The sequence below is a fragment of the Paraneptunicella aestuarii genome, from assembly GCF_019900845.1.
Taxonomy (GTDB): domain Bacteria; phylum Pseudomonadota; class Gammaproteobacteria; order Enterobacterales; family Alteromonadaceae; genus Paraneptunicella; species Paraneptunicella aestuarii.
Genome location: NZ_CP074570.1, coordinates 2,170,733 through 2,194,859 on the forward strand (window position 1 = coordinate 2,170,733; position 24,127 = coordinate 2,194,859).

The 24,127-nt window shown below is 43.3% G+C and carries 21 protein-coding genes; 10 read left to right on the forward strand and 11 right to left on the reverse strand.

Annotated features, from left to right (window positions below):
- The first annotated feature begins 5 nt into the window (after positions 1-5).
- The 3 genes from KIH87_RS08995 to bioD are packed head-to-tail and all read left to right on the forward strand — an operon-like array spanning position 6 to position 2,643.
- Complete coding sequence (locus tag KIH87_RS08995; protein WP_232361198.1) at positions 6-1,193, forward strand: aminotransferase class I/II-fold pyridoxal phosphate-dependent enzyme; 1,188 nt, start codon at positions 6-8, stop codon at positions 1,191-1,193.
- Positions 1,190-1,966: a methyltransferase domain-containing protein gene (locus tag KIH87_RS09000; RefSeq protein WP_232361199.1), complete on the forward strand. Its 777-nt coding sequence runs from the start codon at positions 1,190-1,192 to the stop codon at positions 1,964-1,966. Before KIH87_RS08995 ends, KIH87_RS09000 begins: the two co-directional genes overlap by 4 nt.
- Positions 1,963-2,643 (forward strand): dethiobiotin synthase, encoded by a 681-nt coding sequence (gene bioD / locus KIH87_RS09005; protein WP_232361200.1) that lies wholly within the window; start codon positions 1,963-1,965, stop codon positions 2,641-2,643. The genes KIH87_RS09000 and bioD overlap by 4 nt, the downstream gene beginning before the upstream one ends.
- Before the next feature lie 101 nt (positions 2,644-2,744).
- On the opposite strand, the gene pepE is transcribed toward bioD, so the two are convergent.
- From pepE to KIH87_RS09030, 5 genes are all read right to left on the reverse strand, one after another.
- Positions 2,745-3,440 (reverse strand): dipeptidase PepE, encoded by a 696-nt coding sequence (gene pepE / locus KIH87_RS09010; RefSeq protein WP_232361201.1) that lies wholly within the window; start codon positions 3,438-3,440, stop codon positions 2,745-2,747.
- A gap of 139 nt (positions 3,441-3,579) precedes the next feature.
- Complete coding sequence (locus KIH87_RS09015) at positions 3,580-4,353, reverse strand: DNA/RNA non-specific endonuclease (protein ID WP_232361202.1); 774 nt, start codon at positions 4,351-4,353, stop codon at positions 3,580-3,582.
- A 160-nt stretch (positions 4,354-4,513) separates the two neighbouring features.
- Positions 4,514-5,053: a MerR family transcriptional regulator gene (locus KIH87_RS09020; protein ID WP_232361203.1), complete on the reverse strand. Its 540-nt coding sequence runs from the start codon at positions 5,051-5,053 to the stop codon at positions 4,514-4,516.
- A gap of 275 nt (positions 5,054-5,328) precedes the next feature.
- A complete protein-coding gene (locus KIH87_RS09025; RefSeq protein ID WP_232361204.1) occupies positions 5,329-5,718 on the reverse strand; it encodes an MAPEG family protein in 390 nt (129 codons plus the stop codon).
- Positions 5,719-5,839: 121 nt separating this feature from the next.
- The gene (locus KIH87_RS09030; RefSeq protein WP_232361205.1) at positions 5,840-6,436 is read right to left on the reverse strand and encodes a MarC family protein; all 597 of its coding nucleotides are present in this window, start codon (positions 6,434-6,436) and stop codon (positions 5,840-5,842) included.
- 466 nt (positions 6,437-6,902) lie between these two features.
- Here KIH87_RS09030 and KIH87_RS09035 point away from each other — a divergent pair, with 466 nt between their 5' ends.
- The 3 genes from KIH87_RS09035 (at position 6,903) to KIH87_RS09045 (ending at position 10,618) form a co-directional block, all read left to right on the forward strand.
- Positions 6,903-7,901 carry an adenosine kinase gene (locus KIH87_RS09035; RefSeq protein WP_232361206.1) on the forward strand — a complete coding sequence of 333 codons (999 nt, stop codon included), beginning with the start codon at positions 6,903-6,905 and terminating at the stop codon, positions 7,899-7,901.
- A 661-nt stretch (positions 7,902-8,562) separates the two neighbouring features.
- On the forward strand, positions 8,563-9,027 hold the full coding sequence (locus tag KIH87_RS09040; protein WP_232361207.1) for a low molecular weight protein-tyrosine-phosphatase: 465 nt from the start codon (positions 8,563-8,565) through the stop codon (positions 9,025-9,027).
- Between the two features lie 241 nt (positions 9,028-9,268).
- Positions 9,269-10,618, forward strand: coding sequence for a class II 3-deoxy-7-phosphoheptulonate synthase (locus KIH87_RS09045; RefSeq protein WP_232361208.1), 1,350 nt, complete (start codon positions 9,269-9,271; stop codon positions 10,616-10,618).
- Positions 10,619-10,692: 74 nt separating this feature from the next.
- Here the strand turns inward: KIH87_RS09045 and KIH87_RS09050 are convergent, their stop codons facing one another.
- Positions 10,693-11,196, reverse strand: coding sequence for an EF-hand domain-containing protein (locus tag KIH87_RS09050; protein ID WP_232361209.1), 504 nt, complete (start codon positions 11,194-11,196; stop codon positions 10,693-10,695).
- A 281-nt stretch (positions 11,197-11,477) separates the two neighbouring features.
- Here KIH87_RS09050 and KIH87_RS09055 point away from each other — a divergent pair, with 281 nt between their 5' ends.
- Complete coding sequence (locus KIH87_RS09055) at positions 11,478-12,203, forward strand: NYN domain-containing protein (RefSeq protein WP_232361210.1); 726 nt, start codon at positions 11,478-11,480, stop codon at positions 12,201-12,203.
- A 35-nt stretch (positions 12,204-12,238) separates the two neighbouring features.
- Here the strand turns inward: KIH87_RS09055 and ppsR are convergent, their stop codons facing one another.
- A complete protein-coding gene (gene ppsR, locus KIH87_RS09060; protein ID WP_232361211.1) occupies positions 12,239-13,051 on the reverse strand; it encodes a posphoenolpyruvate synthetase regulatory kinase/phosphorylase PpsR in 813 nt (270 codons plus the stop codon).
- Between the two features lie 474 nt (positions 13,052-13,525).
- Here ppsR and ppsA point away from each other — a divergent pair, with 474 nt between their 5' ends.
- Entirely contained in the window at positions 13,526-15,898 is a 2,373-nt protein-coding gene (gene ppsA, locus KIH87_RS09065; protein WP_232361212.1) for a phosphoenolpyruvate synthase, read from the forward strand.
- A 168-nt stretch (positions 15,899-16,066) separates the two neighbouring features.
- Here the strand turns inward: ppsA and KIH87_RS09070 are convergent, their stop codons facing one another.
- Positions 16,067-16,279, reverse strand: coding sequence for a tellurium resistance protein TerC (locus KIH87_RS09070; RefSeq protein WP_232361213.1), 213 nt, complete (start codon positions 16,277-16,279; stop codon positions 16,067-16,069).
- Positions 16,280-16,510: 231 nt separating this feature from the next.
- Here KIH87_RS09070 and ydiJ point away from each other — a divergent pair, with 231 nt between their 5' ends.
- Both ydiJ and KIH87_RS09080 read left to right on the forward strand, forming a co-directional pair.
- Positions 16,511-19,546 (forward strand): D-2-hydroxyglutarate dehydrogenase YdiJ, encoded by a 3,036-nt coding sequence (ydiJ, locus tag KIH87_RS09075; protein WP_232361214.1) that lies wholly within the window; start codon positions 16,511-16,513, stop codon positions 19,544-19,546.
- 71 nt (positions 19,547-19,617) lie between these two features.
- A complete protein-coding gene (locus KIH87_RS09080; protein WP_232361215.1) occupies positions 19,618-20,037 on the forward strand; it encodes a DUF4826 family protein in 420 nt (139 codons plus the stop codon).
- Between the two features lie 151 nt (positions 20,038-20,188).
- On the opposite strand, the gene KIH87_RS09085 is transcribed toward KIH87_RS09080, so the two are convergent.
- The 3 genes from KIH87_RS09085 to purB all read right to left on the reverse strand — a co-directional run bounded on the left by KIH87_RS09085 (position 20,189) and on the right by purB (position 24,120).
- On the reverse strand, positions 20,189-21,379 hold the full coding sequence (locus tag KIH87_RS09085; RefSeq protein WP_232361216.1) for a cupin domain-containing protein: 1,191 nt from the start codon (positions 21,377-21,379) through the stop codon (positions 20,189-20,191).
- Positions 21,360-22,601, reverse strand: coding sequence for an adenylate/guanylate cyclase domain-containing protein (locus KIH87_RS09090; protein ID WP_232361217.1), 1,242 nt, complete (start codon positions 22,599-22,601; stop codon positions 21,360-21,362). The genes KIH87_RS09085 and KIH87_RS09090 overlap by 20 nt, the downstream gene beginning before the upstream one ends.
- 145 nt (positions 22,602-22,746) lie before the next feature.
- Entirely contained in the window at positions 22,747-24,120 is a 1,374-nt protein-coding gene (gene purB, locus KIH87_RS09095; RefSeq protein WP_232361218.1) for an adenylosuccinate lyase, read from the reverse strand.
- Between the last annotated feature and the right edge of the window lie 7 nt (positions 24,121-24,127).

Consider the following 24,127-nt stretch of genomic DNA (forward strand, 5'->3'; position numbering starts at 1 on the left):
GTATCATGCCATTTGAATTTTTGTCCCAAGCCTTGCTTGAGCGTGAACAGCAAGGCTTATTGCGTCGCGAACACGTTGTGCAAGCGTACCAGCAGCAGTATGTCACTATTGCAGGTCGTCGCTATATCAACTTTTCCAGCAATGATTATTTGGGATTAGCGCAAACACCTTTTAATACATCCACTCAAGTTGGCGGAAGTGGTGGTTCGCCTGTTGTCACGGGTTATTCAAAACAGCATCAAGAGCTCTGTGAATACCTTGCTGCTCAGTTAAACCGGGAAGCGGTGTTATTGATGAATTCCGGTTTTGCGGCTAATGCGACCTTGTGCCAGTCGCTTTTTAGCCAGTCAGGAAGCCAGTCACCAGTAAAAGGAAATTTAGTCGTCGATAAGTTGGCTCATGCGTCCATTATTGACGGGGCGTTGGCAAGTCACGCTAACTTCTCTCGTTTTCGCCATAACGATATGGATCACCTGCACTCGCTATTAGCTAAAAATAATAATGAAGGCGATACGCTTATTATGTCTGAAGGCGTGTTTAGCATGGATGGTGATCAAGCGCCAATCAGCGAACTGGTACGCATTAGCCAACAACATTCGGCCTGGTTATCGCTGGATGATGCTCATGGTTTTGGGGTATTAGGGCAAAATGGCATGGGAACCGTTGAAGCCAATGCCTTGTCGCAAAGTGAACTTCCGGTCTTGATGGCCACTTTTGGTAAAGCGATTGGCACTGGCGGCGCATTTATTGCGGGTAGCCAGACCTTAATTGATTATCTAAGAAACTTTGCTCGTCATTATGTTTACAGTACGGCGTTTTCGCCCATGCAGGCGGCACATACGTTAGCGAATATTAAACTCTGCCAGCAAGAACACTGGCGAAGAGAAAAGCTGCAAAACAACATCCGGTTATTTAAACGCTTAATGCAAGATGCACAATTAGAGGTTTTGTCTTCTGATACAGCGATTCAACCCGTGTTAATCGGGTGTCCAAAACTAGCGCTAAAGGTTGCTGATGAATTGCGGCAATCAGGCTTTTGGGTTACAGCTATCCGCACACCAACAGTACCTAAAAAGACAGACCGAATTCGCATTACGCTTACGACCTTACATGAAGAACAAGATATACAGCATTTGGTTTTCGCTTTCGCAGAGGTAATGGAGCGGAATAAAGAGGAAAGGAGCCAATTATGATTGCTGAGCAAGCATTAAAACAACGTATTGCCCGACAATTTAGTTTGGCTGCTATGCGATATGATGATAAAGCCGATGTGCAAGATAGTATCGCTAAAGACGCTTTATGCCTGTTACCGAACAAGAAAGTCTCTCGCATGTTGGATGTGGGCTGTGGAACCGGGCGCGTTACTCGTTGGCTAACAGAGTTTTCTGAACAAGTGCTGGGCGTGGATCTGTCTCATGGCATGTTAAACTATGCTCGCAAACACTACGGTGAACCTCATATTCACTGGCTGACAGGAGATGCAGATGCATTGCCTCTTGCTAATGCTTCTGTGGATGGCGTGTTTTCATCAATGGCATTGCAATGGAGTGCGGCTCCTTCATTGTTTTTAGGTGAGTTACACCGGGTTTGCGTTCCCACAAGTCAATTGGTTCTGGCGATTATGACCGATGGCTCACTGTTTGAATTGCAAGAATGTTGGCAGCAGGTTGATAAGCATCGGCATGTAAATCAATTTTGCTCTGCTGAACAACTTATCGAAGCGGCTTATCAAGCGGGGTTTGAAGGTTCTTACCATACTCGTTCTTATTGCACCTGGCATTCCAGTGCCATTGAAGCGATGCATTCAATTAAAGATGTGGGAGCGGGTGTTGTTAAACGAAAGGACAAAAAATCCTTGGGCAAGAAACAGTTATCTCTATTAGAATTGCAATATCAAAGGCAATTTCAATCTGACGGGAAGTTGCCTCTTACCTACCAAGTTTGTTTTCTGGAATTAACACGATGAAGCAACTCTTTATCACTGGCACCGATACGGGTGTTGGTAAGACTTTTATTGCTCGTACTTTGTTGGATTACATCAAATGTCGCGACACATCTAGTATTGGTTTTAAGCCTATCGCCTCGGGGTGTGAAGAAACGCCTGAGGGATTACGTAACGAAGATGCTTTGGCACTTCATGCCGAAAGCACTATTCAGCTTGATTACAACGAAGTGAACCCTTATGCCTTTAAGGAAGCAATTGCGCCGCATTTGGCGGCTCAATTAGCCGGGCAGAGCTTAAGCGTGGCAGCTATTACCGACGCTTATTTAAGCCTGAAATTAAAAGAGCCTGATTTATTGTTGGTGGAAGGTGCCGGAGGTTGGCGTTTGCCATTGGGTAATGGTGAATTTATGTCTGACTTTGTTCAGCAACAAGCCATGCCTGTTCTGTTGGTTGTAGGGATGCGATTAGGTTGCTTGAATCATGCTCGACTGACAGCCGAAGCGATTGAGCGTGATGGATTACACATTGCTGGCTGGGTCGCGAATCAAATTGATCACGATATGCCCTATAAAGAAGAAAATGTGGCGACTTTGAAAGAGCTGATTGATGCGCCTTATCTGGGGCATTTACCTTTGGTGAGTAAGCCTTCGGAAGCTTGGCCTTATCTGGATTTTACTCCTCTCTTTAGAGTTGAGTAGGTAGAGCTGAATAGGTAGCGCTGAGTAGGTAGAAAAGGGTAACTGTTTTTATCATCCCGAACAAATCTGATTCGGGATGATGTCTCTAATTTAACTTACGGTTATGGCAGCAAAGCCTGCAAATGCGCTTGATCGCTCACCGTGATTTGTTCTCCATTCTGGAAAACATAACTTTCACCTTCACCGATAATCTCATACTTACCTTGTTCAACCAGTAAACCAGTTCCTTCGGGAATAGCCAGTACCGGCGTGTCGGGGTTGAGTATCATAAACTCATTCAAACGATCCGTTCGTGTTTCACCGTTATGACCCGGAGGCTGATAATTGGTGAAATGAGGGTTAATTTGGAAAGGCACCAGATTTAACGCGGTAAAACTGGGCGGCTCAATAATCGGCATATCATTGGTTGTTCGAATGGTTTTACCCGCAACATTAGAGCCCGCGCTCCAGCCAACATATAACGCACCGTCTTGCACTTTTTCTTTAATCGCATCGACAAGATCATAGCGATACAAGCTGTAAAGAAGATTAAAGGTATTGCCGCCACCAATAAAAATGGCATCCGCTTCACGAATAGCGGAAAGGGGCTTTTCCCAGGTATGAATGCCTCGAATGGATAATTCAGGCAATGCATTTTGCACCATTGCGGTATATTCATCGTGGTTAATAGTCACCCCTGCATAGGGAATAAAGACGATATTTTTGCACTGGGAAGTATGCTGGTAAATCGCCTCTCTCGCTGTTTCAAGATAACCTGACTGACCTGCTCGAGAGCTGCTTAATAAAAGAAGTTTCATCTGTATCCTTGATCGATACTGGTGATAAGAAGATGGGGATTATAAAACTTCAGATTGCGATAGGAAAGTAACGATAAAAAGTAACGATAAACAAAGACGGGTAAAAGAGCACATCCCTGTATGCTCGAAAGAATAGGGATTAGCAACCTAACTCACTGCGTAAACCACCCGTTTGGCCTTCAACTGAGGATTCTTTATAAGAAGGTAAGCTTGGCATAATGTTTAAACCTGCACGTGCTTCTACTTCGTTGATCGTTACTTCTTTTGCACAGTAGTTGTCATAACGACCGCTGTTTTGCTCCATGATGAAAGCAGAAGCTTCAACCCAACCAGAACCCGATATGGTCATGATTGCTTTAAAGTAACCTGAAGGAATGGTGTGGCTTTCGTTTGCTTGCGGCAGAGTACCAAAATACCACTCGTACAAAGGGCCTGTTACCACATATACACTTTGACCAGTACGCACATAGTTACGAACCGCGTTTTCCAAATTCACCCAAGGGCCTTGGTTGAGGTTTGAGGATTGAGGCGTAATGTTTGATAGGTAGTTTGTATCTGCCCAGGTTGCAGTATTGCTGAAACTGGCAAGTGGAACCTGATGGCCACGGTCTGTTTTTAGCACTGCGTTGGCATCAGTATAGTCTTCCGGTTCGAGAGTGTAGCTACTGCTAATGGCTGGGTCAGCTTTCCAGGTACGTGAACGGCTAGGGCCATCAATAGTGCTTGGCGTTACCTTATAAGCTGTCCAGTCTGCAAACTTGGTCGTTCTATTATTGCTTAGAATATAGATAGAACGCTCAACAACGGTATTGTTCGACGGAGCACCTGTTGGGCAGCCGAATGAACCGCAATGAGTGCTGGCGCTGGCGTAGGCTGAGAGAGAGAGAAGTATTAACGTTATTATTTTTTTCATGTTGTCCACCTGTGTTGGTTAAATTACAAACCTATAGATAACACGGCTGAAAGGATAAAAATATTACGGAATTGTTAAGATTTAGACAGAGAAGTTATTTAACTTTTGGTGGAATATTGTTTATGAAATGAGCAAGTTGTGATTGTTCGATGAAATGATTTTAGGCTTGTTTATCTCTTTTTATTTGAGATGTATGGCGAATTTTTTCTATCTCATTTTGCTCTATGCCTAGTGATTCAAGGAAGTCTTGATGAGCTTGGGGGGACAGGTGTTCAAACTCAACATGCCAATTGAGCATATCGTTTTCATTCATACCGGAAGCCGCCAACAGAGAAACCCATTGTTCTTTATTCAAAGAACGCGCATTCAGTAAGCCCGTTTTGCTTTCCAGCATATTTAGAATGTTACGTTGCTGATTACGCAAGCGATTCATTTCGTCGTTAATACGTTGTAGTTGAGTTTCTAATGCTTCAACCACTTCCGATTCGGGTTGCTCAAATAATTGAATGATTGATTCTAAAGGCAAACCGGCATCACGAAACAAAGCGACTTTTTGCATGCGTTGCAAATCCTGTTCTGAATACAGGCGATAATTGGCCTGACTCCGCCCACTGGGGCTTAGCAAGCCGATTGAATCATAATAGAGCAGGGTGCTACGAGATAAACCAAAGCGTTTGGAGATTTGACCAATGGTGTACATGTATTTGATTCTTTATTACTGACATACGATAAAGAGTAGACCATAAAGTATAAAGCTATAGTCAGGTCAAGGTATCAAATTCTAAATGGCTGTTCCAAACTATCAGTCTGCAACAGAAAGTTTTGAGCAGACCCTCAGCCCTGCTTTCCACTTAATGAATCGGGGAAGCGGCTGTGGAGCCTCAAGGGATTTCTTTCTTAAATAAAGAGGCGGCGAGTCTGCGATAAATTTCTGTGCAGGCTTGCATTTAAACACACTTATTTAGTGTGGATGCTTTATGGTAAAAACTGACCCCAGGGCAGGTAAATCAGATTAAGCGCACTTAATGCCATCAGCGATAAAAATGTCAGCACCATGCCTTGTTTTCTCTTCTTCAACGACGCAGACAGAATTGAACGCGCATGAATGACTCTTCCGAGCATAAAGGCAATGCCGCAGCCGTGAATAAGAAGTAGGTGCCCGTGATTATATTCCAACGCAAACAGCATTAATAAAGCGATAGGAATGTACTCTATGGCATTGGCGTGGGCTGTGCGCGCAGCCTGCAATTCTGCATTACCCCCATCACCCAGTGCAATTTGATGTTTTTGACGTAAGTTAATTACATTGGCAGATAACCAGATGATAAGCGCAGTAGAGAGCACGGCATAAATAACGGATGTCATAGGTTTATTATCGTAAGTGGGAATATAGGTGCCAGAGGGTAACCTAAGTTACCCCTGTCAATCTAATAAAAAAGAAATCTAATAAAAAAGAGAATGAATACAGAGACGAAGGAGATAAATATCAGGCGGTTGGAACCGTCGTCATAATTTTATGCACATAAGGCGTAATGCCTGCGAAGAAAAACTCAACCGCAATCAACATCACAATCAAACCCATTACACGCATCATCACCTTACTGCCGCTAGAGCCTAATAATGACATAAGCTGTCTGCCATAAATAAAGGTTAATGCGGTGAGTACCGATACGATGAACAAGGCAATTATGATTTCACCTTTAGCGACTATATCGGTGGCTTCTTTATAAAACAGAATTGCCATAGTGATACCGCCGGGGCCTGCGATCATGGGAATACCTAAAGGCGCAATGGCGATATCGCTGCCGTATTCATGCTCGGTTTCTTGTTCTTGACGCTTGGGAACGGTTTTGCCTCGCAGCATTTCATAGCCCATCAGGAAAAACAGAATGCCACCGGCTACTTTTAAACCACTGACCGAAATACCAAAGAATTCAAAAATCCATTCCCCCAAAGAACCAAACAGAACCAGAGCGAAAAAGGCTGTGGCAGAGGCTTTAATAGCGACTCTTCGGCTCAATTGTGGCGAAAAAGATTCCGTCATTGAAATATAGAGCGGCACGCTACCCAATGGGTTAATCATGGTAAAAAAAGATGTTACTAAGAAAAGAACCTGCTCTAACATTTTGGGTACTGCCAATTAGTGTTTAACAAGATACTGCGTTTTTTAAGGACACGGCGATTTAAAAAGCGCGCAACATTAGCGAAATGAATCTTGTAAGTCTAGTCGAGCCCTGTATTTGTTCCCAACCATTATTACTAGCGGGTGTTCAATCCTATTTGCATGTTGCTTAAATATTTATGGGTGATAAGGTGACGGGCTTTAAGCTACCGGCACATTTTGGCAGGGTAAACACATATAAAGTCGCAATGTGGGAATGGCGCGGAAAGCATTCTTCACAAGTGAAAATGAAGCTTTACATTCTTCGGCCTGAACTGAAATCAGGGAATCTTATATAGTGTTTTATTATTTAAAAAATTTACCCATTTTTGTATATTGGCAGGTTGTGGCTTGTAGTGAGCAATCAATTCATTAAAAAGGTTAAGAAATGAAATACGATGTATATGGTATCGGCAACGCGCTTGTAGATATGGAGTTCAAGGTAAATGATGCTTTCTTCGAGCAACATGGCATTGAAAAAGGTTTGATGACGTTGGTAGAAGAAGAGCGCCAGGAACACCTTATCGGTGCGCTTCACGACCATCATCAGTCAGAAGTGAAAAGACAATCAGGTGGTTCAGCTGCGAATACTATTATCGCTGTATCTCAATTCGGTGGTAGCTCGTTCTACTCTTGTAAAGTTGCCAACGATGACGCAGGTCATTTCTACTTAAATGATTTGAAAGAGAATGGCGTTGCAACCAAGGTGGTTGAAGATCAGCTAGACGAAGGCATTACAGGTAAATGTATGGTTATGGTCACTGATGACGCAGAGCGTACCATGAATACTTACCTTGGTATCACAGGTTCTTTGAGCGAAGAACAAATTGACGTTGAAGCGCTAAAAAACTCTAAATGGTTATATGTTGAAGGTTATTTGGTTGCCAGTCCTACTGCTCAAGCGGCAGCATTAAAAGCAATGCAACTTGCCAGAGAATTTGGCGTGAAAACCTCTTTAACCATGAGCGACCCTAACATGGTTAATTTCTTTAAAGACAATATGCTGGCTTTGATCGGCGACGGTGTTGACCTGTTGTTCTGTAACGAACAGGAAGCCATGGACTTCACTGGTACTTCTACTATTCATGACGCTCGTGAAATCATGAAGAAATATGCCAAGCATTTCGTTATTACACTAGGTAAAAACGGCGCCATGATTTGGGATGGCACTATGTTTATCGACATCGAGCCACACAAAGTAGACGCGGTTGACTCAAACGGCGCGGGCGATATGTTTGCTGGAGCGTTCCTGTACGGTATTACTAACGGCCACACCCACGCTGGCGCGGGCGCATTGGCAAGTTTGGCAAGCTCTAAAATCGTTTCTCAATACGGCCCTCGTTTAACATGGGTTCAAGCGAAAGAAGTATTGCAAGAACTGGTTTAATTCGCTGTTAGAAAGCTGAAAGCAGTCCGTTAAAGGGCTGTGAGATAATATAGCGAATTATAAGAATATAAGAAGCCTCGTCGATACGAGGCTTTTTTGTGTTTGGTGTCTACCTTAAGGTTTTTAGCCTGCTTGATTATGGATACCGGATACCGTGTTGCGTTTCCGGGATGACGGAGATGAAGTTTATAAGAACATATGAGCTAGCGTAAGCAGCGATGATTGTGGCAAATAGAATAAAGCAACTCTTACCTTCGTCAGGAGAATAACAGAGCCAGCCCTACAATCGTTTTATCAATAACTCAAACACGCTGTGAATACATCCTTGTAAGCTCGACGTTCGCATCCCTGCGAACGACGGTTTGAGTTATTGATAAAACGGTTGTGCTAACGCTGATAGCGAGTTTTATTCCATTGAATTATATTGGGGTCAATCTGCAATAGAAGCTTAAGTTAAATTGTATTCTGGTCATCATCATAAATAGACAGTGGATATTCACAATTAAGATAGCTCGACAAGCTTTTAGGCTAATCTCACATCATTAAAGAATTTATCCAAATATTTATTCATTAACTCCTCACAAGTTCGCTATGATCTATATCACGCATCAGTCGCTGCTCTAACTTCACATTTTCAACGCTAATCAACTTTGATAACACTATGAAAGAAACTCGAGTTCTATTTGTTTGTATGGGCAATATTTGCCGTTCTCCAACCGCAGAAGCGGTATTTCGTCATAAAGCCAGGGAAACGGGATTAAAGGTGCATATTGATTCTGCCGGAACAATTGCCCATCACGTCGGGGAGCAACCGGATCCTCGTAGTCGCAGGGAAGGTGAATCTCGTGGCTATTCGTTCAAGGGGCAACGAGCTCGCCAGTTACAAAAGTCTGATTTTCATGACTTTGATCATCTTTTTGCCATGGATTCCCATAATTTGCGAGATATGTTGTCGTTATGTCCGGCTGGTTTGCAGTATAAAGTTCGCCTCTTTTTAACCATGATTGATGGTTCACCTCGCGATGTTCCTGACCCTTATTATGGCGGTGCCAGAGGTTTTACAGAAGTATTGGAACTGGTTGAGCAGGCATCAGATGCTTTAATCAAAGAGCTAATGGCAAAATAGCCAGTCGCAACTAAACTTTATGATAATTTGATGATGTTTGGTTTGGTAAAGATTGCTTTCTTGGTTTGTATATACAAGCTAAAACATTGGGCTGGCGAATAGCTCATGTTAAAAAGAATCGGCTAATAGAATCACCATTTTTATCTTTTTAACCTTTATCATGGATTTTGTATTGCGAGTCATGTTTTTTCATGGTTTTATGTTTGCTCTTCATAACCCCAAATTTTAAAAGGTATTTAACGTGAGCCAATGGCAGCCCGATTCCTGGCGTAATTTCCCGATCTTACAGCAACCCACATACGGCGATCTGAATAAACTTGAGTCTGTTGAAACTGAACTCAAGCGATTTCCGCCACTCGTATTTGCTGCTGAGACTCGTGAGCTGTTTAGGCAGTTAGGGAATGTATCGCAAGGTAAAGGTTTTTTGTTGCAAGGCGGCGATTGTGCGGAATCATTTAGTGAGTTTAACGCTCCCAAAATTCGCGATACTTTTCGGGTTATTTTGCAGATGGCGATTGTACTGACCTTTGCTGGACGAAGCCCGGTGACCAAAGTGTCACGCATGGCGGGTCAGTATGCCAAACCTCGCTCTACTGATTTTGAGACTATTGATGGTGTGACCTTGCCAAGTTATCGTGGCGACATTATCAACAGCTTTGAATTCACCGAAGAGGCGCGTATTCCTGATCCGCAACGCATGATTGATGCCTATCATCGTTCAGCAGCAACTTTGAACTTGCTACGTGCTTTTGCTCAAGGTGGTTTAGCGGACTTACATCAGGTTAACCGTTGGAACATGGCGTTTGTTGAGAACAACCCGCTTAAAGAACGCTATCAGGACATGGCAAACCGTATTCAGGATACCTTGTCGTTTATGGAAGTATTAGGGATTAATTCCGATAATACACCAGCACTGCATGAAACCAGCCTGTTCACCTCTCATGAAGCGCTATTGTTGAACTATGAGCAAGCCTTGACGCGTGTCGATACGCTTACTGATAAATGGTACAACTGTTCAGCGCATATGCTTTGGATAGGGGAACGTACTCGTCAGTTGGATCATGCCCACTTAGAGTTCTTCCGCGGCATTCATAACCCCGTTGGTGTTAAGGTTGGCCCTTCAATGGAAGGGGATGAGCTGATCAAATTGATCGATGCTTTAAACCCGGATAACACGCCCGGGCGATTAACCTTAATCACGCGCATGGGCGCGGATAAGCTGGAACAAAATCTGCCTCGTTTGTTACGCCGTGTGAAAGAAGAAGGCCGCCACGTGGTGTGGAGCTCTGACCCCATGCACGGTAATACCAAGAAGGCATCCAGTGGTTATAAAACTCGTAATTTCGATGACATTTTACGTGAAATTCAACAGTTCTTCGCTGCTCATGATGCCGAAGGCACTCATGCTGGTGGTATTCATCTGGAAATGACCGGGCAGCACGTTACCGAGTGTACTGGTGGCGCTTACCAAATTAGTGAAAGTGATTTGGCTGAGTGTTATCAAACTCAGTGTGACCCGCGTTTAAATGCTGATCAGGTATTGGAAATGGCATTTTTGGTTGCAGATCATCTGCGTAGCAGTGTTAAATAAATATCAATGAAAAACGCCCTCTAAAGTGATTTTAGAGGGCGTTTTGTTTTTTTAAGACATTTGTTTCTTATGGATTATGCAAGAACATCAATAGGAGGTAGCATTTCATTGAACCTTTGAATTGATGCCAATTGTCCTTGCTCTGAGTTGTTTTCTTTCAGTTTATCTAACATCTCCTGAAACTCTTCTTTTTCTGATTCATCCTCGGTGTTGTTTTTTAATGTTTCGAACAATGATTGAAAAGAACCTGTGTTGCTTGTTTCATATCCTGTAGAGGGTGGCGCATTACCGGGATTAAACTGGCTCATACGTTCTTCCATTTCAGCAAACATAGCCTCTTGTTCTTCCTGGGAAAGTTCTCCATCTCCATCGGTGTCGGCGTTTGAAAACATCTTGTCCAAATCTGGTGGCGGAGGTGGATGTCCTTCGACTTGTTCACCATCCGGAGTTGAAAGCTCTTTTAACTCCGTCATCGACACACTGCCGTTACCATCAGTATCAGCAGACTTAATTCGCTCTTGCATGTTTTGCATCATATCTTGAGGGCTCATTCCCCCAAATCCTGAAATTGCAGTCATTTTTATATTCTCTTAACGTGATTAAACCGCAACTTGGTAGTGCAAACTGTAGACCATTTTTGAATAGATAAAATCTATTTAAAACAAATGGATATGAGTGATCTTAAAGTAAGTAGTGTAAGTTTACATTAAAGCGGAAAAAGCTTGCCTGTAGTGGCAATATTTTGTCTGTGATGGCTATTGAGTTTTGGGTGTTGTCTCACAGTTCTAGAGCTTTAAAAATGACGGTATATAAGTCAATATATATTACCTAATTTAAATAAGGTTAAATGTAAGGATAAATGGATCAAGTTCAGAGAATTGCAATATTTATTGATGCGGATAATGCCCCTGCCAGGAAAATCAGTAAAGTGCTATCAGAGTTAGCCAGGCATGGTGTTGTAAATATTCGTCGAGCTTACGGGAATTGGAAAGGGGCAAAACTGCAGCCGTGGGAAGATGTTTTACAAGAGTTTGCTATTCAGCCTATTCAGCAATTTGATTACACCAAAGGCAAGAATGCTGCGGATATTGCCTTGGTCATTGATGTGATGGATGTGTTGTATACGAAGAATGTTGATGTTGTCTGTTTGATGTCTTCCGATTGCGACTTTACGCCGTTAGCAACCAGAGTTGTGGCGGAGGGAAAAATGGTTATTGGCTTTGGAGAACGAAAAACGCCTGATGCGTTTGTGCAGAGTTGTTCAAGGTTTTTATTTTTAGATGAAGAAGTTGAAAACCATAATAATGTAATAAAGGTTCCAGCCAATAAATTAAAGCAGGATTCGAAGTTGATGAACCTTTTAAGACAAGCGGTTGAAGCTGAAGAAGAAGAGGCTGGCTGGGCGAAAATGGGCTCTGTAGGACAGCATATTTCTAATCATGCTTCATTTGACCAGCGAAATTATGGTTATAAAAAGTTAAGCGATTTATTTGCGAATATTGATGTTTTTGAGCTAAAAAAATCAAACTCGTCGCTTTTATGGGTGAGAAATAAAAGGAAAAATAAACAGCAACCTCATTCATAAGTTGCTGTTTGGGTTAAGCTAAAGTCTGAATGAAATTAATAACGTCTTCTTTCCAGTCCGGTTTCTGCAAGAATTTTGGCTGAGATTTCTTCTACGGAATAATGGGTACTATTCAAGAAAGGGATTTTTTCTTTGCGATACAGGTTTTCCACTTCGCGTATTTCCATACGGCATTGTTTCATGGAAGCGTAGCGGCTATTTGCACGACGCTCTGAACGGATCTGATGTAAACGTTCTGCCGAAATCGTTAAGCCAAACAGCTTTTGTTTATAGGCTTTCAGCGCAGCTGGAAGTTTTAAAACATCGCCCATATCTTCTTCGGTAAATGGGTAGTTGGCTGCACGAATACCGTATTGTAAAGCCAGGTACAGGCTGGTTGGAGTTTTGCCTGAGCGAGACACACCGACCAAAATAATATCGGCACTGGCGTAATCTTTGAAATTGGCACCGTCATCATTGGTTAGCGCGAAGTTAACGGCTTCAATACGGTTATCGTAGGTTTTTTCGTGAATGCTGTGAGTTCGGTGTTTTTCCGGTTTGGAAGGCACTCCCAGAATTTTTTCCAGTGGAGCCACAAATTGATCCAGAAAGTTGTAATTAATTCCCGGTGACGCAGCAATAATTTCTCTGATCTCAGGGTTAACGATCGTGTAAAACACCAAGGGGCGTTCTGAGGGATCTTGAAAACTTTCAGATATTCGCTGCACGATTTTTACGGCTTTTTCCGGTGTTTCAACAAAAGGAATGGTTTGATGAATAAACTGTATTGGAAAAAGAGATAGTAGGGCGTGACCAAATACTTCAGCGGTAATGGCTGTACCATCAGATATATAAAACGCAGTACGCACGGGGGCTCCTTGGATGTTGCTCTGTCACTGGTGTCACTGCCAGTCTGTTTTTATTTATGTTAACTCGCTGTTATAGCTAAGTACATATTTAACAATCAAGCGAATATATTTCTCGTTATCGGGTAAATTTACACACTCATTTATTGTGTTTGAAAAACGTCTGATAAATTCCTTAATGTAGTAATTTTATTACAGAAAAAAATTAAATTTTACTTCAACTTAGCGTCATTCTAAAATCCACGCCACACAAGACCTTTGCGGTATTCATCCTTACAATATTGAGCATTAATTTAGAACATTACCCATGCTTAAGAGACTCAATTAAGCTTATGTCTCTATAAGGCTGATAGTGTGCTATATAGTTCTCATAGGATGAGTAAGCAGCGATACTCAAGTGATGATTTAATACACAAGGGTTTCAGTGTAGTACGACAATCAGATGTAAATTTTTCTTTCTAAGCGGGAGGTTCGCTAGTGGGCGACTATGTTCTGTGGTACCAAGAGTTAGGTATGGGTGATGTTGGACGAGTAGGTGGTAAAAACGCCTCTCTTGGGGAAATGATCTCTAACCTGGCTAATGCAGGGGTACAGGTGCCCGGCGGCTTTGCAACAACGGCTCATGCGTTTAATGAATTTCTCGACCAAAGCGGTTTGGAAAAGCGAATTCATGATGTGCTGGATGAGCTAAACGTAGATGATGTTAATGCCTTGGCTGAAACTGGAGCCAAAATTCGTCAGTGGATTTTGGATACGCCTTTCCAACCTCAGCTTGAATCTGCCATTAAAGAAGCATTCGAGAAGCTTCAAGGTGATTCTGACGACGCTGCTTCATTTGCTGTTCGTTCTTCTGCCACAGCAGAAGATATGCCGGATGCATCCTTTGCTGGACAACAAGAAACCTTCCTGAACGTGAAAGGCTACGATAATGTGTTAGTCGCTATCAAACACGTTTTTGCCTCTCTATTTAATGACCGTGCGATTTCTTACCGCGTTCATCAGGGCTACGACCATAAAGGCGTTGCTTTGTCTGCGGGTATTCAGCGCATGGTTCGAAGTGATTTATCGTCCTCTGGTGTTATGTTTAGTATCGACACCGAATCAGGCTTTGAAGATGTGGTATTTATTACCTCATCCTATGGCTTGGGCGAAATGGTCGTACAAGGCGCTGTAAACCCTGATGAGTTTTATGTTCACAAGCCATTGTTAGCGCTGGGCAATCCCGCTGTATTGCGCCGCAACCTTGGTAGCAAGATGAACAAGATGCAGTATTCAGACGACACTTCACATGGTAAGCAAGTTGAAGTAGTTGCTGTAGAAGATGCTGTTCGTAATCAGTTCTCTTTGACTGATGATGAAGTGATGGAACTGGCGAAGCAAGCGGTGATCATCGAGAAGCACTACCAACGTCCAATGGACATTGAGTGGGCGAAAGATGGTGAAGATGGCAAGCTTTACATCGTTCAGGCTCGCCCTGAAACCGTTCGTTCTCGTGAAGACTCTCAAACGATTGAGCGTTACCAGTTAAGTGGTAAGGCGAGTATTTTGTGTGAAGGCCGTGCTATCGGACACAAGATCGGTGCTGGAACCGCGAAGGTACTGGATTCTGTTGATGAAATGGACAAGATTCAGGAAGGCGATGTATTGGTCACTGACATGACAGACCCGGATTGGGAACCTATCATGAAGAAAGCCTCTGCTATCGTCACCAATCGTGGTGGCCGTACTTGTCACGCTGCGATTATCGCTCGTGAATTGGGTATTCCTGCGGTTGTTGGCTGTGGTAACGCAACCGATTCCTTGAAAACCGGTGATCGCGTCACTGTTTCCTGTGCGGAAGGGGATACTGGCTTTATCTATGGCGATATTCTGGATTTCAGCGTTCAGACTTCGCGCATTGATTCCATGCCTGAGTTGCCAGTTAAAGTGATGATGAACGTGGGTAATCCAGACCGTGCATTCGATTTTGCTCGCTTGCCGAATGAAGGTGTTGGCCTTGCTCGTTTAGAGTTCATTATCAACCGTATGATTGGCGTGCATCCAAAGGCATTGTTGAACTACGACCAACAGCCTGAAGACGTTAAAGCTGAAATTAACGACTTGATGGCGGGTTACGAGTCTCCAAAAGAGTTCTACATTGAGAAATTGGTAGAAGGTATTGCCAGCATTGGTGCGGCTTTCTATCCGAAGCGCGTTATCGTGCGTATGTCTGATTTCAAATCCAACGAATACTTCAATTTGGTGGGTGGATATCAGTACGAGCCAGACGAAGAAAACCCAATGTTGGGCTTCCGTGGCGCTAGCCGTTACGTGTCTGAATCATTCCGTGATTGTTTTGCCCTTGAGTGTGAAGCCATTAAACGTGTACGCAACAAAATGGGCTTGACCAATGTTGAGATCATGATCCCGTTTGTACGTACAGTGGATGAAGGCCGTAAGGTTATCGAATTGTTGAAAGGCGAAGGTCTTGAGCAAGGCGTTAATGATCTGAAAGTGATCATGATGTGCGAATTGCCATCTAACGCATTGTTAGCGGATCAGTTCCTGGACATCTTCGATGGTTTCTCAATCGGCTCTAACGACCTGACTCAGTTAACGCTAGGTTTGGATCGCGATTCTGGCTTAATTGCAGACCTGTTTGATGAGCGTAACGATGCGGTGAAAGCATTGTTGGCGATGGCAATTACCACTGCCAAGAAACGCGGTAAATACGTGGGTATTTGTGGTCAAGGTCCATCAGATCACGAAGACTTCGCAGCCTGGTTGCTTGAGCATGGTATCGACAGTGTTTCCTTGAACCCTGATACCGTAGTAGAAACCTGGTTGTATCTGGGTAAGAACCACGGTTAATTGAACGTCTGTTTACAGATTAACAATCTTTAAAATGAATAACCCGGCAAATGCCGGGTTATTTATGTTTGGCTTTTATGTCAGATTATTTGTGCCTGGCTATTGTGTCTGGTTCTTGATTAATTGTCTTCCAGTCAGATAGCTGAGCTTAAAAAGAAGGCTAATGCTTTAATAGCGACGCTTGGCTAACAGCTTATCCAGTTTTCTTGCTCCTTTAGACATCGCGTTTTGGCAATGAGTCAGCCATTTTCTGGCGGCAGGAACGTCATAACTCAATAGTAATAATCCGGCGATTAAAAACAGAATCGAACCCGGCAAGATGAAGAATACCACTCCTATCCCGGCTAATACCGAACCTAACGTTATCCTCAACGATTTCATTATGTACTTCTCCCAAGTGACATTGAATATTATTGATTAAATACTAATCTTGCTTTCTTATAAAGTTGCAAAAGTTACATTTTATGTCACTTGCCATGCTTCTTGTCATAGCACTCGTAATATCAAGTGAATTTAAGCCTTATTTATGGGGGATTTTACAGCGTTCATGCCTAGCTTAATGGTACGGTTTTAAGGATAATAGCCGCCTTGTTGTACCTAATTTGATTATCCATGCTACCTATTGTAAAACCAAATACGCCAGTCGCGGTTCCGTATCAGAAATTCCTGAATGCGTTATCGGAAAGTGACTTTACCGGGGATATTGAATCAAGCTATTCCAGTCGTTTAGCGGTTGCTACGGATAACTCTGTTTATCAGCAATTACCTGAGGCTGTGATACTGCCGCGTACTATCGACGATTTGATTATTGTCGGTCGGCTTTTAGCAAAGAATCCTGAGGTAAAAGTAGGTGCTCGAGGTGGTGGTACAGGAACCAATGGGCAGTCTCTTACACCCGGCATTGTGGTTGATATGTCGCGACACATGCGAGATATCATCGAGATAAACATAAAAGAACGATGGGTCAGGGTACAGGCAGGGGTGATCAAAGATCAGTTGAATGATGTGTTGCGTCCCCATGGTTTTTTCTTTGCTCCCGATTTATCAACCAGCAACCGAGCGACTATTGGTGGAATGATCAATACTGATGCATCGGGGCAGGGATCATTAGTTTATGGTAAAACCAGTGATCATATTTTGGCCTTGTCAGCCGTATTACCTAACGGTGAAGTGATTGATACTGAGCTAAAGCCAGTCACATCATTACCGGAAAAAGAATCACGAACTCTAACGGCCATCAAGCAAGTGCTTGAAACCTGTATAGGAAAACGTGAAGCCATACTGGCTAAATTTCCACGTTTAAACCGCTTTTTAACAGGATATGATCTGGAACACGCCGTTTCTGATGATTTATCTCAATATGATTTAGGGCGTATTATCGCGGGCTCTGAAGGTTCACTGGCCTTTGTTGCCGAAGCCAAACTCAATATTACGCCTATCCCCAATAGTAAAGCGCTCATTAATATCAAGTACGACTCATTTGAATCGGCTTTGCGTCATGCGCCTGCTATGGTGGCGGCAAAGGCTACATCAGTAGAAACCGTGGATAGCAATGTTTTAAATCTGGCTAAGCAGGATATTGTTTGGCATTCCGTGAGTGATTTGATTCAGGATGTGCCAGACAAAGATATGCTGGGGCTGAATATTGTCGAATATAACGGTGATAATCGCGAGCAGTTAGAAGCTCAAATAAACCAATTAACGCAACGTTTAGATGATGATATTGCTGAAAAACGCTTCGGTGTGATTGGATATCAGGTGACATACGGGCTTTCGGATATCGATAAAATTTATGGTATGCGCAAGAAAGCCGTTGGATTATTAGGTAAAACGCCGGGAAGTAAAAAACCGGTGGCCTTTGCTGAAGATACCGCTGTGCCGCCTGAAAATCTGGCCGATTTTATTATGGAATTCCGTGCTTTGCTGGATGGTAAAGGTTTGCGCTACGGCATGTTTGGACATGTTGATGCAGGCGTTTTACATGTACGTCCGGCGTTGGATATGTGTGATCCCGAACAAGAAGTTCTATTACAGGAAATTTCCGATGAAGTGGTGGCATTGGTCGCTAAATACGACGGCTTAATGTGGGGCGAGCATGGTAGGGGATATCGTAGTGAATACGGGCTGGATTTCTTCGGTGAAGAGCTGTTCACTGAGCTGCGTAAGATCAAATCTGCTTTTGACCCTCATAACCAGATGAACCCCGGAAAAATCTGTACACCATTGGAAAGTGACGAGCTGCTGGTGCGAGTGAGTGATACCAAGCGTGGTTATTATGATCGCCAAATTCCTGTCGAGGTTCGTGACAGCTGGGAACCTGCCATGAGCTGTAATGGCAATGGCTTATGCTTTAACTATGATGCCAAGTCCCCGATGTGCCCTTCTTATAAGGTGAAGGCGGATCGCCGCCATAGTCCCAAAGGCCGTGCCGGGATGATCCGTGAATGGTTAAGGCTGTTACAAGCTCAGAATGTGGATATTGCTGATTTGGAAGCGAATGCTCAACCTGCGCCTTTTATGGAACGACGCAGTAACAGCGTCAGCTTGTTTAACCCCGCCAATGAAGATTTTTCTAAAGAAGTGTTTGAGGTGATGGATGATTGTTTGGCGTGTAAGGCATGTACCAATCAATGTCCGGTTAACGTCAGCGTGCCAGATTTTCGCGCCCGTTTTTTATCATTGTATTACACCCGCTACGCCAGACCATTAAAAGACTATTTCGTCGCGAATATTGAAAAAATGGCGCCTATGATGGCAAAAGTTCCCGGACTCATTAACTGGGGATTGTCCATGAACTGGGTGAAGCGCCTTATTCGTAAACGTATTGGTTATATCGATACGCCAATGCTTTCCAGCCCTACATTGCGTTCTAGGGTGAAGCGAAAAGCGAAATACGATATTTCTGCGCTACAGAAATTGGATAATGAGCAAAAGCAAAAAACGGTGTTGATTGTTCAGGATCCTTTTACCAGTTTTTACGAAGCCGGGGTGGTGAGCGATATCGTTGATTTGGCGCTGGCACTGGGAATTACTCCTGTGGTGTTGCCTTTTAAACCCAATGGTAAGCCTCAGCATGTTAAAGGGTTTTTAAAAGAGTTTAATCAAACGGCTTCTGAAGCGTCGATGTTTTTGAATACTCATGCCGAACTTGGTATTCCTATGGTGGGTGTGGATCCTTCTATGGTGCTGTGTTACCGCGATGAATATAAAAAAGCATTGGGTGAGCGCCGAGGTGAGTTCAATGTATTGTTGGTGCATGAATGGTTAATGCAGCTGGCTGATAAAGGCATTGTTGCAACTAAAGCGCCACAAGACGTTGAGACTTATGCTTTGTTAGCCCATTGCACTGAGAAAACCATGTTGCCAGGAAGCGAAAAAGATTGGCAGAAAATCTTTCAGCATTTTGGTTTGCAGTTGCAAACGGTTGGCGTTGGATGTTGCGGTATGGCAGGTACGTTTGGTCATGAACAAAAGCATATGGAAGATTCCAGAGCCTTATTCGAGTTGAGTTGGCAACCGGCATTTGAGCAGTTTAATCCTGATCAGGTACTGATTACGGGATATTCATGCCGCAGCCAGGTAGCGCGATTTGAAGGGGTGAAACCCAAGCATCCGTTGCAAGCGTTGCTGCAACATTTAAAGAGTTAATCGCAATTATATTTTAAAAGGGCTGAGTGATGAATCTTCACATCAGCCCGTAGTGAAGTTAGGCAAATATTATGACAGAAACAGCATCAAATCAGACATCACAAGCTCCTGAGCTTACCCCGGAGCAGCAGGAAGGCATGGTATGGGCGCAAGGGCAATTGCGTAATGCCAGCAAATTCCTGGCAGAAAAAGGCGTTATTTTAGAAACCGTTTTTAATGAAGTTAGCACCTATATGACCAACAAGGTGGCTATCTTTAAAATTCGCGATAAAGAACGTAACAAGTATTGGGTGATTACTGGCGATATGCCTACGGATTACGCGCCAGCGTCAGTGGCGAAAGACTATAAAGAAGCGGCTCGCCATTTTTCCTTAAATTGGCAGTTGAAGGCCGAAAATATCATTAGAATGCCGACACGTACTAAGGTACAGAGCGAATTCGCGCAATTGTTGGTGAACAAAGCGGAAGAGCTTTATTCTCTGATTGACTAGCTTTCTTTTTGCTAAAAATATCTTGGTGTTAGGTAGCACTGAATATTAAGAAAAACGCCCAAGAAAAGCGCCCAAGAAAAGCAGCCATGAAGAGCAACTATTAAACAGATAGAGCAAAGATTGACTTTGCTCTATCTGTTTCTAACTTTAGTTAGTCATGCACAATGACTTCCCACATACCGTTAATTAGCAATGCGATGATAAAAGCATTGAGTTGTGCACTATTCCTGACTTGAGCGGTGATCTTGCTTTGACGTGACGACAGAAGCGATTTTAGATAGTCGATTTCCCACTCTTCACCTTGATATTCAAAAGCTTGCCCATTAAGTGCCAGATTTAACGTACAGAGGTTATTTTGTTCTGTGTATTGATGTGTCTTTTCATGTGTCTTTTCATGTGAGCCTGGCTCCATAAATACCGCAATAGTGTCGGCGGACTTTTCTATATAAGTCGCTTGAGCAAATTGATGTTCGGCTTCGCTTTGGGTCAGTTGTACAGGTTCGTCTTCTTCATCAAAGTCTTTATTCTGATCCGAAGCAAAACTTAACAGCCAATTCTCCAAACAAGGTGAGTCGATAGCTTCTTGCATGAGAGATTTGATACGTTGTAGCTCTGCTTGCTTTATTTCTGCACTGTGGCTCCGCAGTATAATGTCAGGGTCGGTGTAACGATGGGTCTTAATTTCGTGTTCTAATAAATAGGACGCGAAGCTATCCAATAATTGGCTCTGCTCTGGCGCTCTAAACCCAACGGAATAATTTAAACATTCTTCTAATGCGATCCCATCATGTGGAAAGCCCGGGGGGATATAGATGATGTCCCCGGGGTAGAGCACCTCGTCAATAATGGGCGTAAAGGGCTCTATTTGTGACAAGCCAGGATGAGGTTTCACTGAGGTGAAACTGCCTTTGTCGCCTACTTTCCAATTACGTGAACCTTTGCCTTGAATAATAAATACATCATATTGGTCAAGGTGAGGCCCTACGCCTGCATTAGCGACAGAAAAGCTCACCATTAGGTCGTCTACACGCCAGTTTGGAATGAAATTAAACTCATCCAGGATATAGGCTGCTTCTTGCAAATACTCGTTCACGCCTCTGACTAACAAGCTCCAGTTGTCTTTACAGACGGCTTCAAAGTCTTCTATCGGGCCTTGTGTAACATCCCACTGCTGCTGGTTATTTTGGCTAATAATACGACTATCTACTTCAGGATATTGTGCCAGTCCTGCCAGGTCGTGTTCATCGAGTGGATCCGCGAATTGAGGCAAGCCCTGTCTGATTAACAGTGGCTTTTTTTGCCAGTATTCTTTGATAAATTGTTCAATGTCGAGTTGTATCATGGGTTTTTAATCCAACTAAGAAATAACAGGGGATTCGCCCTATGCCTTTGATGTCAATGGTATCACGAGATTCAAAGCGAAAGTCGTCAATAACCAATTTATAGGTGTTATGTGAGACCTGAACTTTGTCATTAACGCCTTGGCTTTCCATACGTGATGCGAGATTTACGGCTTCACCCCATAAATCGTAGCAAAATTTGTCTTTTCCTATGACACCGGCTACAACCGAACCGGAGTTCACGCCAATGCGTAACCCTGCGTTGATGCCATGTAGCTGGCTAATCTCATTAAACACCTTGCGCATTTCTAATGCGCAAAGACAGGTTAAGCGTGCATGGTTTTTAATTTCTATTGGTACGCCACACACTGCCATGTATTCGTCGCCAATGGTTTTGATTTTTTCCAGGCTGTAGATTTTGCATATTTTATCAAAGGCAGAGAACACATCGTTCAATAAGTTGAGCAGCGCTTCAGGTTCTAATGTTTGGCTCAGTTCAGAGAAGCCCTGAATATCGGCAAACAGGATTGTGGCATTTTCAAATCTGTCTGCAACCGGTTGTTTGTCTTGTTTGAGCCTATTGGCGACAGGATAGGGAAGGATATTAAGCAATAGTGATTCGGAACGTTTTTGTTCCTGAGCCAGTTTTTGCCAGCTTATCTGGGTATTTCTGAGAATGAGGTAGCTACTCAACAGGCTGAGAAAAATAAGAAGCAGGTTGTTGAGTTGTGCCAGTTTACTTTGGTAATTCAAGTCTATATCTGTGATTGGTAGAGTAAGCCACTGTGTATCCCAGAGGATAAAAAGCAGGGAGAAGGTAAGCGTGCTTGCGATACTGATGTGTTTTTTGTTTTCAGGGAAAGTAAAGGGAAGAATGAAGATGCCCAAAATGAGTAGTTGGTGCATATTGCTGCTGTTTCCCAGGTAAATGGTTGAGCTCAGGATAAAGCTGCAAAAGGTGATAATTAAGCAAGAACGGGCAGAAGTGATTTGATGATAGGCACTAAGAATCGGAACCAGAATGATGGCGCAGATATGGCAAAGAATAATGAGAATTTCAATGTTGCCACCTTCCTGCCAGTAAAAGTAGTGAAAAGGAAGTTGCAACATCAGCATTGCAAAGCAAACCAGAGCGATAATATTGGTGAGGCGGATAGGGTTAATATTACAAAGATTATTTGGTTCAATACCAGCCCATAGCCATTTTCTGACTAAACAGTCCATGTTTGTGACTCCAACGATGTCTTTTTACAAGTTCCCTCTACTTGTGAAATGAGCTTTTTGAAGCGTTAAATACAAAAAACTCATTGGGATGGAGTCTAACCAACGCCAATGAGTTTGTGAATAGTCTATGCTGAAAATTAGAATACTATTTAGGTAAAAGCTCAGTGAGTTTTTCAGCTGCACCCAGGTAGGTGGCAGGTGTTAAGGCTTTCAGCCCTTCTTTCGCGCTATCAGGGATTTTCAGGCCATCAATAAAGTTGGCAATGATTTCCTGATTCACTTTTTTGCCTCGCGTCAGTTCTTTTAGCTTTTCATAAGGCTTTTCGACGCCATAACGACGCATTACTGTTTGAATCGGCTCAGCGAGCAATTCCCAGTTATCATTCAACTCGCGCATCAAGCTTTCTTCGTTAACTTGCAGCTTGCTGATACCTTTTAAGGTTGCCTGATAGCCGATGATGGCATAAGCCACGCCAACGCCAAGATTGCGTAGAACGGTTGAATCAGTCAGGTCACGTTGCCAACGGGATACTGGTAATTTGCTGGACAAATGACCCATTACAGCATTGGCAAGGCCAAGATTACCTTCGGAGTTTTCAAAGTCGATAGGGTTGACTTTGTGTGGCATGGTTGAAGAGCCGATTTCGCCAGCGATGGTTTTCTGTTTGAAATGACCCAGTGCGACATAACCCCAAACATCACGATCAAAGTCGATCAGAATAGTATTAAAACGCGCTATCGCATCGAACATTTCGGCAATGTAGTCATGAGGTTCGATTTGCGTTGTATAGGGGTTCCAGGTTAAGCCAAGGCTGGTAACGAACTGTTCTGAGAAGCTGTGCCAATCAATGTCTGGATACGCCGATAAGTGCGCGTTGTAGTTACCTACAGCCCCGTTAATTTTGCCCAGAATTTTCACTTCAGCAATGGCGTCACGTTGGCGCTTCAAACGCACGTACACATTCGCCATCTCTTTGCCCATGGTGGTCGGAGAGGCAGGCTGACCATGTGTTCTGGCCATCATGGGGATGTGTTTGAAGTCGTCTGCCATCTTGCCAATCGCTGCAAGCAGTTGATCGCAGAACGGCAAAATCACTTCTTCTCGAGCATTGTGTAGCATCAAGGCGTGAGACAGGTTGTTAATATCTTCTGACGTACAGGCGAAATGAATAAATTCATTAACTGCGTTCAGTTCGTCATTATTGGCAACCTGTTCTTTCAGAAAGTATTCCACCGCTTTCATGTCATGATTGGTGGTGCGTTCTATTTCTTTAATGCGCTGCGCATTGTCTTCTGAGAAGTTGGCAATGACATCATCCAATAGTGCGTTAGCAGTATCGCTGAACGCAGGTACTTCCGGAATATCCGAATGTTGAGATAAAGCTTGTAACCAACGCACTTCTGCTTGTACACGAAATTTGAAAAGACCAAATTCACTAAAAATACTTCTAAGTGCTATGGTGTTTTTGCCATATCTGCCATCGACCGGAGATATAGCGGAGAGCGCTGATAATTCCATGAATACC